This is a genomic window from Pelagimonas varians, from assembly GCF_003208435.1.
Taxonomy (GTDB): Bacteria; Pseudomonadota; Alphaproteobacteria; order Rhodobacterales; family Rhodobacteraceae; genus Pelagimonas; species Pelagimonas varians.
The window spans coordinates 96,613-108,861 of sequence record NZ_QKMF01000005.1 but is presented as its reverse complement, the minus strand read 5'-3'; the positions used below and the strand labels follow the sequence as shown (position 1 = coordinate 108,861).

12 protein-coding genes, 1 tRNA gene and 2 pseudogenes are annotated in these 12,249 nt (G+C 53.3%); 9 read left to right on the top strand and 6 right to left on the bottom strand.

Translation table 11 applies throughout. The features are described 5' to 3' along the window. Positions 1-23 precede the first annotated feature (23 nt). Positions 24-1,010: a 2-hydroxyacid dehydrogenase gene (locus tag C8N36_RS08300; RefSeq protein ID WP_097804249.1), complete on the bottom strand. Its 987-nt coding sequence runs from the start codon at positions 1,008-1,010 to the stop codon at positions 24-26. A 144-nt stretch (positions 1,011-1,154) separates the two neighbouring features. Between C8N36_RS08300 and C8N36_RS08295 the strand changes: the two genes are divergently transcribed. Next, positions 1,155-1,613 carry an SH3 domain-containing protein gene (locus tag C8N36_RS08295; RefSeq protein ID WP_245910776.1) on the top strand — a complete coding sequence of 153 codons (459 nt, stop codon included), beginning with the start codon at positions 1,155-1,157 and terminating at the stop codon, positions 1,611-1,613. 21 nt (positions 1,614-1,634) lie between these two features. Here C8N36_RS08295 and C8N36_RS08290 read toward each other — a convergent pair whose 3' ends face one another. From C8N36_RS08290 to C8N36_RS08280, 3 genes are all read right to left on the bottom strand, one after another. After that, positions 1,635-2,699: a Hint domain-containing protein gene (locus C8N36_RS08290; RefSeq protein WP_097804248.1), complete on the bottom strand. Its 1,065-nt coding sequence runs from the start codon at positions 2,697-2,699 to the stop codon at positions 1,635-1,637. Between the two features lie 150 nt (positions 2,700-2,849). Further along, complete coding sequence (locus tag C8N36_RS08285) at positions 2,850-3,761, bottom strand: lipid A-modifier LpxR family protein (protein ID WP_097804247.1); 912 nt, start codon at positions 3,759-3,761, stop codon at positions 2,850-2,852. A 134-nt stretch (positions 3,762-3,895) separates the two neighbouring features. Further along, complete coding sequence (locus C8N36_RS08280; RefSeq protein ID WP_097804246.1) at positions 3,896-5,215, bottom strand: UDP-glucose dehydrogenase family protein; 1,320 nt, start codon at positions 5,213-5,215, stop codon at positions 3,896-3,898. 159 nt (positions 5,216-5,374) lie between these two features. Between C8N36_RS08280 and C8N36_RS08275 the strand changes: the two genes are divergently transcribed. The 8 genes and pseudogenes from C8N36_RS08275 to C8N36_RS24510 form a co-directional block, all read left to right on the top strand. Continuing rightward, entirely contained in the window at positions 5,375-6,328 is a 954-nt protein-coding gene (locus tag C8N36_RS08275; RefSeq protein WP_097804245.1) for a KpsF/GutQ family sugar-phosphate isomerase, read from the top strand. Beyond that, positions 6,325-7,113: a 3-deoxy-manno-octulosonate cytidylyltransferase gene (locus C8N36_RS08270; RefSeq protein WP_097804244.1), complete on the top strand. Its 789-nt coding sequence runs from the start codon at positions 6,325-6,327 to the stop codon at positions 7,111-7,113. The genes C8N36_RS08275 and C8N36_RS08270 overlap by 4 nt, the downstream gene beginning before the upstream one ends. Continuing rightward, the gene (gene kdsA / locus C8N36_RS08265; protein ID WP_097804243.1) at positions 7,110-7,958 is read left to right on the top strand and encodes a 3-deoxy-8-phosphooctulonate synthase; all 849 of its coding nucleotides are present in this window, start codon (positions 7,110-7,112) and stop codon (positions 7,956-7,958) included. Before C8N36_RS08270 ends, kdsA begins: the two co-directional genes overlap by 4 nt. A 193-nt stretch (positions 7,959-8,151) precedes the next feature. Next, positions 8,152-8,241: transfer RNA gene (locus C8N36_RS08260), tRNA-Ser, on the top strand. A gap of 392 nt (positions 8,242-8,633) precedes the next feature. Continuing rightward, positions 8,634-8,786: a hypothetical protein gene (locus tag C8N36_RS24955; protein ID WP_484237534.1), complete on the top strand. Its 153-nt coding sequence runs from the start codon at positions 8,634-8,636 to the stop codon at positions 8,784-8,786. Then, positions 8,770-8,916: a hypothetical protein gene (locus C8N36_RS24950; RefSeq protein WP_484237533.1), complete on the top strand. Its 147-nt coding sequence runs from the start codon at positions 8,770-8,772 to the stop codon at positions 8,914-8,916. Before C8N36_RS24955 ends, C8N36_RS24950 begins: the two co-directional genes overlap by 17 nt. Before the next feature lie 31 nt (positions 8,917-8,947). Then, positions 8,948-9,137 (top strand): annotated as a pseudogene (locus C8N36_RS24850) (IS3 family transposase); the annotation flags it as partial. A gap of 3 nt (positions 9,138-9,140) precedes the next feature. Then, positions 9,141-9,736, top strand: a pseudogene (locus tag C8N36_RS24510) (DDE-type integrase/transposase/recombinase); the annotation flags it as partial. A 149-nt stretch (positions 9,737-9,885) separates the two neighbouring features. Here C8N36_RS24510 and C8N36_RS08245 read toward each other — a convergent pair. Both C8N36_RS08245 and C8N36_RS08240 read right to left on the bottom strand, forming a co-directional pair. Then, on the bottom strand, positions 9,886-10,629 hold the full coding sequence (locus C8N36_RS08245) for a hypothetical protein (protein ID WP_141468012.1): 744 nt from the start codon (positions 10,627-10,629) through the stop codon (positions 9,886-9,888). 221 nt (positions 10,630-10,850) lie between these two features. Continuing rightward, the gene (locus tag C8N36_RS08240) at positions 10,851-12,194 is read right to left on the bottom strand and encodes a metal-dependent hydrolase family protein (RefSeq protein ID WP_097804239.1); all 1,344 of its coding nucleotides are present in this window, start codon (positions 12,192-12,194) and stop codon (positions 10,851-10,853) included. Positions 12,195-12,249 lie beyond the last annotated feature (55 nt).

Sequence of the window (12,249 nt, the reverse complement as noted above, 5' to 3'; positions counted from 1 at the left end):
GGTCATTCCCCTATTTGTCGCCGTCAGAGCATGCCCGGCAGTACTTGATCAGGAGGACGGTGACCATCAGCAAAGGTCTTGACGTTGATGATAACTTTTTCACCCATCTCGATGCGGCCTTCGACCGTCGCAGACCCCATATGCGGCAACATCACCACATTGGGCATATTGCGCAGTTCGGGATTGCCTTTGATACCGTGCTCATAGACGTCCAGCCCTGCGCCAGCGATTTCGCCAGCTTTCAACATCCGGGTCAGCGCATTCTCATCGACGACTTCGCCGCGCGAGGTGTTCACAATCACCGCCGATGGCTTGAGCAATTTCAGGCGGCGCGGGTTCAGCAGATGGAAGGTGCTGGGCGTCGACGGGCAGTTGACGCTGATCACATCCATGCGTGCAACCATCTGGTCGAGACTATCCCAATATGTCGCTTGCAGGTCTTCTTCGACCTCGGGTCGCAGGCGGTGACGGTTGTGGTAATGGATCTGCATACCAAAGGCCGCAGCGCGCCGCGCAACCGCCTGACCAATGCGGCCCATACCCAAAATACCCAAACGGCGGCCGCCCAAACGCCCCCCCAAGAAGGCTGTCGGTGCATAGCCTTGCCATTCACCGGTCTGCATCACGGCAAGGCCCTCTTGGATGCGGCGCGTTACGCCTAGCATCAAAGCCAAAACCATGTCTGCCGTGTCATCCGTGACAACACCGGGTGTGTTGGACACCAAAATGCCACGCTGTCGCGCCGTCGCCACATCAATGTGGTCAAATCCTGCGCCATAATTTGCAATCAGTTTCAATTGATTGCCTGCCTGACCGATTAGTCCGGCATCAATGGCATCCGTAACGGTAGGCACCAATACATCTGCCACTTGCATAGCGTGCACCAGCTCTTCGCGTGTCATTGGCGTATCGTCTTCGCGCAACGTCACGTCGAACAATTCCTTGAGCCGCGTCTCGACCACTTCTGGCAAGCGTCGCGTCACGACAACACTTATACGTTTTGATGGCATGCAGGCTCTCCCCAAACTTCCATGATGACCGTTAATGACGCTAAACTGCACTCGGATCGGACGAGGCACAAGAACCCCGCCGAAAAAAGCGAGCAGGAATCGGATATGTTTTGGAAAAGCTGGGCTTTCGCCCTTATTTTCTTGATGTTTGGCAATCTTGTCGCAGCTGGTCAGGATCGCGGTCCCGTAACCAACCTGCCTTTGCCGCGTTTTGTGTCGATGAAAGCCAAAGAAGGCAACGTACGGCGCGGCCCGTCACTGACCCATCGCATCGATTGGGTGTATAAACGACAAGACATGCCGCTAGAAATCACCGCCGAACATGGTCACTGGCGCCGCGTTCGTGATCGCGACGGAGCGGGCGGATGGGTGCACTATTCGTTGCTATCGGGTGTTCGCACGGTTTTGGTTGAGCAAGATTACCTACAACTGCACAAACGCGCCGACCCGCAAACTCCGGTGACGGCACAGTTGGAAATCGGCGTGATTGCCCGTCTTGGGGAATGCACCGCCGGATGGTGTCGCTTGACCGCAGGCGGATTCAAAGGCTGGGCCCCGAAGGACAAACTCTGGGGCGTGGGCGCTGACGAACTACGCGAATAAGGTGCGGTTACACAGGTGGCACTACGCCACCTGATGCAACAAAATCGCGGCCTCCGAGCTTGATAGGTTCCGCCGCGCATAAGACCCATAGACATGCGGGTTCTCCGCAGCTTGCGGGACATAGCGCAACAAACGGGCACGGTCTGTGGCCCCTATGGTCGACAAAGCTGCATTTGCCGGATGGAAGCTTTCGGTTTCTATGCCATTGGCAAATACCACTTCGTGGCGCGGCAAAAGCATATGGATGTACGTCACTTCGCGCAGACGGGTATCGCGAACGATACTATCGCCATTGACCAAATCATCCGCTGTCACCAGCACCTCTGGGGTATTGAAGAGCGCCCGTGCAACAACGCCTTTGACCAACATTCTGTGTTCCGGTGACACGATAATTTCTTGGTTCGGGTCACCAATTCCAAAAGCTCCGGGCCGAATGCGGATCGGGCGCAACTTCGGCATCGCGAACAGTCGCGCACCGGTCATGTGGCGCCGACCTATCCATTGAATTTGTTGCGCCCCGCTATCTTTGGTCTGCACAAAATCACCTTCGCGCAGGGTTTCAATCGGCACGGTGCCCAGCGGGGTCAAAATCCGTGTACCTGGCGTAAAGCAAATCACTCCGCTGCCATGTTCACCCGGCAGGTGGCCGCCTTTTGGTTCAATATTGTGATGAACAATCCAAAGATCGCGCCCCTTTGGGGGCAATTCATCAAGGAACATCATCAAAGGATGTGCACCGTCCCCGACTTCGATCAACGTAACCGCAAAGCTTTGGTTCCCATCGGTCACCACAAAGCTGCTGTCACTTAGCGGCTGATCCACCTCAACGCTGTCAGGCCGCGTCTCATACGTCACAGCAGCGCCGACAAGGCGTCTGACCATACGTGCGGCGCGTTTGCGAATGTCGGCTTCCCCGTCAGCCTGATCAAGCCGCAGTATCGACGTTGGACCGTCAACCCTTACAGCGTCGCCTTGCCAGGACCATGTGGCCCCAACGGTCAGCGATGACGGTGGCGCGGCCTGGAGACCGTCTATTTCCGTCTGTGACCAAGATATGACGAACGTGCCTCGATAGCCCGTTCCCATGCCTGCTTACCTGCCTCTTAACCCTATTGATGATAAATTACCGAACGATGTAGAATCTGGAAACCCTATGAATACGGGCAGCACTGCTGGCGTCATCGCAATTCCTGAATGTGTGCCCCGCTCGCCACATGAGCATCTCTTTTGGAGGCTTTAGAAACTGATTTTCAGGCGGATCGACCCTACAACCTGCCCTCCGGGTTGGCCGTCAAACTCCTCAGACAGATACGTCAGCCCGTAAAACGTGGAATTTTGTTCACCTTGCCAATGCAAACCCGCCCGAACACGGGAGCGCATCTGCTCAACCTTGTACCCTCGATCCTCAGGCAGCAGAGCACTATTTTCCACAAAAGCGACATCCCCGCCCAATACATAGCTGAAACCGGGAGCTTGTTCATAAATTGCGCGGTAGCGTTGCCCCGTCACCGGATCACGCACCAACAGTTCACCTTGCCCAACGCTGCCTAACGTATAATCCACTCCGATACGGGCCATGGTTTCTACACCCCAGCGCAATTCGGTGAAAGGGCGCAATGCACCTTGGCCTATGCCTATTTGCCGACCAACTTCGCCGACAAATGTCGGGTAAAAACCGTCTTTGATCTGATCTTCCAAAACCGAAGGGCGGGCCGGAGGTTGGCCCAGCATGTCATGAATACCGGTGTGCAGATCACTCAATCTGGTTTGCGGGCCAGTAAAAACCAAATCGCCACCAAGCGTGATTTCGTTACCGCCGCGTTCAAAATGTGTGTGCAAACCGAGCGATAGCACCCCCGCAAAAGGCCGGTCCCCATCCGGCGGGTTCCGCAAGTCCTGAGGGGTGATCACCTGACCGCCCAGTCGGAACTCCAAAATATCAAAGGGGCGATCCGGCAATTCACCATCCCAACCGGCCCCGTACAGCCGGCTGGACGAAACCGAGCCAGACTGCCAGCGGTCGCCCAAATCCCCTAAAAGATCGTTGTTTATAAGACGCCCATATCCAATGGCTTCCCGACCTTGAGCCGAAACCAATTGAGTGCAGGAAAGCACAGCGGCAATCGCCATGACGAATAGACGGATCATAGCAATCCTCAGCTATCGTGCCCCCCCGAGCAAAAAACCGCTACCATGTCAGCCGCTTGTGACCCAGAGGGGGCAACCGAATTGCCCCCAGCTGTGGCGCCAGACCCTCAGTTCAGGTCTCTGACTTGTTTTAACTATTCGGCAAAACCTTCGCGGCCGATGCTGTCATAGGCCTCAAATCCGGCCTGTCTGGCGTCTTTGACGGTGTAGACGTTGCGCAAATCGGCCATACGCGGTGCGGCCATTGTTTGGGCTATCTTGCTCAGATCCAACGCGCGGAATTCATTCCATTCGGTCAGGATCACCAGTAAATCCGCATCTTGCGCTGCGGTATAAGGGTCATCCATCCAATGCACGCCGGGCAGCAGGGCTTCGCCTTCGTGCTGGCCTTGCGGATCGCAAGTGCGGACCTTGGCGCCGCCGCCAACCAAAGCCGGGATCAGCGTCAATGACGGCGCATCGCGCATGTCATCCGTATTGGGTTTGAACGTCACTCCCAAAACCGCAACCGTTTTACCATTGAAGGACCCGCCGCACAGATCAAGCAGCTTGTCGATCATCCGGCGTTTGACCTCTTCGTTCACCTTGATCACCGCTTCGGTGATCTGCATGGGAACTGCATGTTCTTGGCCAATACGTGCCAAAGCTTTGGTATCTTTGGGGAAACACGATCCACCATAGCCAGGGCCAGCATGCAGGAACTTGTTCCCGATCCGGCCATCCATCCCCATGCCCTTGCTGACCTGCTTCACATCCGCACCGACTTTTTCGCACAAAGCCGCAATTTCGTTGATGAAGGTGATCTTGGTCGCAAGAAACGCATTGGCCGCGTATTTGATCATTTCGGCCGATTCAAGATCGGTGGTGACGATGGGATATTCGCGCAGATAAAGCGGACGGTAAATGTTGGCCATCACCTCTGCCGCACGATCATTCTCCACCCCTACAACAACGCGGTCGGGCTTCATGAAATCGTCAATCGCCGCGCCTTCGCGCAAGAATTCCGGGTTGGACGCCACATCAAAATCAAGCGCTGGGTTGGCCTTGCTGACTGTGTCCTTGACCCGACGATTGGTGCCCACAGGGACCGTGGATTTTGTGACAATTACGACATATTCATTTGCCGTGCGGGCAATTTCCTCGGCCGCGGCCATCACATAAGTCAAATCCGCATGGCCGTCGCCGCGCCGTGTCGGGGTGCCAACCGCGATAAAGACCGCCTCGGCCCCTTCAATCGCCTGCTCCAGATCCAAGGTAAAGCTAAGGCGGCCTGCCTCAACATTTTTAGCCATCAAAGCATCAAGCCCCGGCTCATAAATCGGCACTTCGCCACGCTCCAACATCTCGATCTTGTTGGGATCTTTATCGACGCAAACCACTTCGTGGCCAAAATCCGAGAAACAAACGCCAGACACAAGGCCAACATAGCCAGTGCCAATCATTGCAATTTTCATGAGAGCGTCCCTTTGCTCTAAAATAATTTTAGCCCACATGGGCCTTGGTATCCGGTTTTGTCAACGCATAGCCGCCACTCGGCGGCGATCTGTTGCGCAGTTGGACATCAGCCTTGGCAACAGCTAGAGAAAAGGAAAGCCCCCAATTTTGAGTGGATCATGTCACAATCACCCTCTGAAATTGCCCGAAATGTTCTGACGATCGAAGGCAATGCCCTTAAGCAGCTGGCGGACGCCCTGCCAGCCGATTTTGACAAGACTGTCAGTCTGCTATTGTCCGTATCCGGCCGTGTCATCGTGTCCGGTATGGGAAAATCCGGCCATGTCGCCAACAAGATAGCCGCCACTCTGGCCAGCACGGGAACCCCGGCGCAGTCTGTTCATCCAGGCGAAGCGTCTCATGGTGACCTTGGCATGATTACGCCAAATGATGCGGTCATCTTGATCTCAAATTCCGGCGAAACCCGCGAATTGGCAGATATGATCGGGTATTGCACTCGCTTTCAGGTGCCTTTGATTGCGATCACCAAGAAAGCCTCCAGCACCTTGGCGCAGGCCGCCGAGCTGCTGTTGCAACTGCCCGACGCCCCCGAAGCCTGCGCAATCGGAATGGCCCCAACCACGTCTACCACGGTCACAATGGCGCTTGGCGATGCGCTGGCTGTTGCCTTGATGAACATGCGTGGATTTGGCCGTGAAGATTACGGCAACTTTCACCCCGGCGGCTCACTTGGAGCACAATTGCTACGGGTCTCTGCTGTGATGCACAAAGGCGATGACCTTCCCATCGTCCAAGAAACCACCCCGATGAGCGAAACCTTGTTGACGATGAGCAGCAAGGGGTTTGGCGTCTCGGCTCTAGTCGACCAAATGGGATTGGCAGGTATCATTACCGACGGCGATTTGCGCCGAAACATGGATGGGTTGATGGATCGCACCGCCGGCCAAGTCGCCACGCGCAGTCCGATGACAACCCGCCCGGAAACCCTTTTGACCGAGGCATTGGGCATCATGAACGCCACCAAGCGAACCGTCCTTTTGGTTGTCGACGAAGACAAACGATTGGTTGGACTTCTCCATATTCACGATGCGTTAAGAGCAGGTGTAGCATGAAACGAGTGATCTTTATTCCCGCGCGCTTTGCGTCCACACGCTATCCCGGCAAACCTCTGGTCCAACTGACCGGCGCGACAGGTTTGCGTAAATCGCTGATCCAGCGCGCATGGGAAGCCGCAAAATCCGTACGCGGTGCAGACGGCGTCTTTGTCCTCACGGATGACGACCGTATTGCAGATGCTGCCCGCGCTTTTGGGGCAGATGTTCTGATGACCTCACCAGAGGCACGCAACGGCACCGAACGCTGCGCCGAAGCCGTGGCCCAACTGCCGACCCCGCCGGATTTTGTCATAAACCTGCAAGGCGACGCGCCTTTGACCCCACCGTGGTTTGTCGAAGCATTGATTGACCGCATGGCCAAAGGCGATGTGGAAATGACTACGCCTGTGTTGCTGTGCGACGCTGAAACCTTGACCAACTTTGTGACCGACCGCCAAAACGGCCGCGTCGGCGGCACAACTGCGGTGATGCGCGCGGATGGCTCGGCTTTGTACTTTTCCAAAGAAGTGCTGCCCTATGTCGGCGACCTGACAAATCCACCAGAGGTTTGGCACCACGTCGGCGTCTATGGATATACACCCGCCGCACTACAAGCCTATATGTCGACTCCCGAAGGACCACTGGAGCAGGCCGAAGGCCTTGAACAGTTGCGGTTTTTGGAAAACGGCATCCCCGTCACCTGTGTTCCTGTCGACGGCAAAGGCCGTGTGTTCTGGGAGCTTAACAATCCAGTAGACGTAGAACGTATCGAAGGCGTTTTGGCCAAGGAGGGCATCGAATGAAAACGGTAAACATAGGTGACATTCAAATCGCCAATGACGCACCCTTTGCGTTGATCGCAGGCCCCTGCCAGCTTGAAAGTCTCGACCATGCCCGCATGCTGGCTGAACGTATCGCTGAAGCCGCAGAAGCAAACCGCACCAAATGGATTTTCAAGGCCAGCTATGACAAGGCCAATCGGTCCTCGCTGTCCGGAAAACGTGGTTTGGGCATGGACGAAGGGCTCAGGATTCTGAGCACCATTGGTAAAGAATTCGGTGTGCCGGTTCTGACTGACGTTCATAGCCCAGACCAATGTGCACCTGTGGCCGAAGTCGTGGACGTCCTACAGATCCCCGCCTTTTTGTGCCGCCAAACAGACCTGCTTCTGGCTGCTGGTGAAACAGGCAAAGCGATCAATGTGAAGAAGGGCCAGTTTTTGGCCCCTTGGGACATGAAAAACGTCGCTGACAAACTGGCCAGCACAGGGAATGAAAAGATCATGCTATGCGAGCGTGGCACCTCGTTTGGATACAACACCTTGGTCAGCGACTTTCGCGCCTTGCCTGAAATGGCCGCAACAGGCTGGCCAGTGGTCTTTGATGCCACCCATTCTGTTCAACAACCCGGCGGTCAAGGCACATCCACCGGTGGCCGGCGCGAATTTGTAGAGCCCTTGGCCCGTGCCGCCTTGGCCGTTGGCTGCGCTGCGATTTTCATGGAAACCCACGAAGACCCCGACAACGCGCCCAGCGATGGTCCAAACACAGTGCCGATCGAAGCAATGAATCATGTTCTGCACGGCCTTCGCGCCATTGACGATCTTACCAAAGGACGAACCGAAGCCTTGGCGCATATGTTCGCTTAAGCAAGTTATCGATTGCGACGGCGTTTCCAAAGGGATCCGCCGTTCATTTGCGCCTCAGGCTACCGAATAGCGGCAGGTGCAAAATCGAAAAGGAACGCAACAAAACCAACGGTCTTAACCACACCGTATTGTTTTACATTTCTGACAGATTTACGCTTGAACTTTCCAACCAAGCGCGGCTATACGCGTCGGTGGAGACGTGGCCGAGTGGTCGAAGGCGCTCCCCTGCTAAGGGAGTAGGCCCGGAAGGGTCTCGAGGGTTCGAATCCCTTCGTCTCCGCCACCCACCTTGGATATGAAGTATCTTTACACGTATGCGGTGTTGGCGCGCCAAAAAGTGTGCCAAAGGCTATGGCGGTTGAAATCCAAAGAACTGGATGCCTAGATCCTCTGAATCACTCGGTGTAAATTCGAAGTATAAAAACGCGCGCATAATGTCCGATACTGTTTTATACTTAAAACCCAATATGATCGACCAATCAAAATGGCCTTATGGTTACGTAGATCTAACAAAACGCTAATCTAATTAGAGAGCCAAGGTTTGAAGGTCACATTGTGTCCAAAAGTCTCAGGATTTGAGGTCGGCTGATCCTGGCGCTTCCGTCAGCGGGAAAAAGTGGCAGAGTACGGCCATCGGATCGCACGAAAAGAGAGAGAAGAAATTGACAGAGGTGGATCAGGCAGTTCTGCGAGCTAATTAGAATTATCAGGCTGAGAGCAGCCATCGGGCTTCTCGGCGAAAAAGACCAAGGCAACTGGTGGCCTTCGCTCTGGTTTTCGTCAAACGCAAAGGCGTTTCTTTCTACCGCCAATCTACAGGGGGGGTGAGACGGCGCAACTTGTCCACGATAGCCGGATCGGTACCGGACGCGCCTTTAACTTATTCCGTTTCCCCGAAACACTAGAGCGGCGATTGAATGATGCAGTCGTGAGAAATAAATGCGATGTCTGTTGCTAGGACCGTCTTTCCAAAGGACGATGCAGAGCATCTCAGTTTTCAAAATGAGTTGTTGATAGAAACCTCGGAAAAAAGCGCAAAAGCTGTCTCAGCTTCGATTGAAGGCCATGAATGCGGTCGCGTGGAGTCAAGTCAGTATTGCGCAGGCATGCCGCAGATTTCAGATCAGCGAAACCTGTGATCGGTACGGCCCCGTGTTGAGCGACGAGAATGATGAGATTACAGGCTAGCTGGAATCACAAACGCGTTTGTCGGATCTACCATGGGCAGGAGTTGAACCTATGGTTTAGGCCCAAAAAGCTCTTTAAACGTGATACGTCTGAACCGCTGTCGGTGCCAAAAACGCCAAACGAGACTGGTCGATTGACACCATGGCAGATCGAATGGTTGACGGTTGTTCTATCCGCACTTTGAACGTCCTGGATGACTTCAATCGTGAAGACTTGTGCATCTAGGTCGACTTCTCGCTGCCTGCTGAGCGAGATGTTCGCGGCTTGAACCAATTCATTCAATAGCGAGGAACCGCACACGATCCGCGTCGACAACCGCCCAAAGTATATCAGTGGGAAACTTGTGACTTGGGCTGGGAAACACGATGTCAGGCCCGAATACATCCAGACACGTAAAACCCAGAAGAACGCCGATATTGAGCGTTATATCCACACCCTTCCCAGTGAATGGTTGGGCCAGTACATGTTTGAAACCATCGAGAAGACACAAGAACAAGCGTCCGAATGGCTTTGGACTTGTAATAACGAATGATCCAACTTCAGGCGCCGTTGACATAGCAGCCGCTTTGATACTGAAGGCAGCCAAATGAATTTGACGGCCGGCCCTCTCTAAATAAAGTGGGTGGATTGCCTCTGGAATCTCCGGAAAACCCGGTGCAATTCAGTATGGCAGAAATGTTGTCTACACTCACAGAACAGGACTTGTGCTAGGGCTGCACTTCCTATGCTCGACAGCGCGTTAAAAGTTCAAAACCTTGTAGCCAACCTGAAACGACCAGTCAGCGGGTTTGTCTGCGCCGAACAAAACGCCTGGTTTGATGAAGACCTGGCCGTCTCCTCCGAATGCCTTGCCCGTTAACATACCCATGGTAACCTGCAGACTGCCAAACGTTTTTTCACTTTCCCAATCATGGATAATGGCCGGATCGAACGTCATATAGTATTTGGAGTTAGCCAATTTCGGAACATAGTAGAAGTCAAAGGTCGACGTGTTCAAACTTTGTCCTTGATCATTACCACCTTCAAGACCGAAGGTCTGCACCCAAGCGGGCGCGAAAATTGATCCATTTTTGAGAAACCATGCATAGAAGACAGAGGTTTCCCCAGCTATTTGACCATAGCCCGCAGTCTCTTTTTCCGCAGTGTCCAAAAACAATTCGAATGTAAAGGCCGCGCCATTATTCTCTGTTAAGTGAAAAACGTCGATATATGTCACGCTGAAGTCACCGAACGTCAAGCCTTCTCCGGCGGGTACATCCGAGAATGGAACATTGAACCGAATGGCTTTGCTGCCGTCGCCAAAAGGCCGTGTGTAAAAGGCCTCAAGAAGACCCGTGTCCAAATTTGTATTAACTCGGTTCAACTGATATTGAAGACCTGCCTGAGTTGTCAGCAGGGTCGGGTTGGTACCATTGTTGATTTGCTGAAACTCCTGCGCAGCGGCCAGTGACGGCAGGCCAAGCAAACAAGAAAACAACCCCAACAAAGAAACTCTTTTGGACGCTATGTTTTGGGTGTCTTTATAATGGCAGTGCTGTTTTCCAGATTCGGTTAGAAATCTGATTTTCTTGAAAAGTTGTTTCATCACTCGGCCTTTTGACCATTAATTTGGCTTTGATGTTGAGGAAGCTGAAGTTTTTAAGACGTAATAGTACGGATGGTCACACTGGGAGTGAGGGAAGCCCTACCCCCAGTGTATATTCCTTAGTCCAGTTCACTTTTATAAATAGCGCCATTCTTCATAATAAGATCAAAGGCTTCAATTGGATTCCCAACCAACGACAGATCCTCAAGCGGGTTGCCGTCAACCAAGATCAGGTCAGCATAAGCACCTTCTTTAATGACGCCGAGAGGGCCTTCTTGATAGGGGTGGCGCGGGCCAGACAGTTCGAGCAAGCGGGCGTTTTCTGACGTGGCAATTTTCAGCACTTCATATGGGGAAAACCATTCACCCAAACGAACCAAGTAACCGCTTTGCTGATATGCTTTGGATGCATCCAAGAGTTGGTCCGTTCCAAACGCGAGATTTACACCCACCTCCTTTGCCATAGGATACAAATTCGCTACAGCATCAGTCACTTGCTTGTATTTCGCGGCGCTTACCGGGCTGTCCCAAACCATGTCTTCTTCTTTCATGGTCTGAGGGCTTAGCCAGGCTCCTTTTTCCTTCATAAGTTCGAGCGTTTCTCGCGAGGCAAAGAAGCCATGTTCGATGGACATGACGCCGGCTTCGATTGAAACTCGAATACCTTCGTCGGTCATGACGTGTGAAGCGACGTAGGTATTGAAGTTTGAAGCTTCCTCAACAACGGCCTCAATTTCGTCAACCGAGTATTCGCTGACATCTAGCGGGTCGTACTGAGAAGAAACGCCTCCACCAGTGGTGATTTTTATTTGCGATGCACCATACTTTAGAATTTCCCGCGTTCTGAGACGCACTTCAGGCACTCCGTCGGAGACCATCGCCATCATGTTTTTTTCCCAATAGCTCAACTCTGATCCTGCGGATCTCGGGTTTTCCAAGACGCTATGAAAATCAGCATGGCCGGATGTCTGGCTCATAAACGGACCAGACGGTAGAATTCTGTGGCCAGGGTACTCCCCTGAATCAATAAGCTTTTTGATCGAAAACGGATTGCCGCCCGTGTCCCTTACGGTCGTGAAACCACGCAACAATGTTTCTTTCGCACCAGTCATACTGCGAATGGCAACTTCAGACATGTCGCCTTGGTTTAGCATAAGCACAGATGCTGGCGTGTATGCATATGTGGTGTGCCAATGCGCATCGATTAAGCCCGGGATCAGCGTGCGTCCATTCCCGTCGATGATTTTAGCATCACCGGCCTCAATTGGGGTTGTCGCAATGGATGCAATCAAATTATCTTTGATCAATATGTTCGCGTTCTCGATCCGGCTTTCGTTCACACCATCAAAAATATGAACATTTGTAATCAAGGTAAGTGCCGGGTTGCCTTCTTCAGCTCCGGCCAAAGACGCGACAGTTGTCGCGACTGCGAAGCTCAGAGGAAATAGGTATTTGTTTTGCATGTCACTCTCCAGAAAAAATGTGGCCGCAGGCCAATATTCTCGGTAGCAAGGTAAA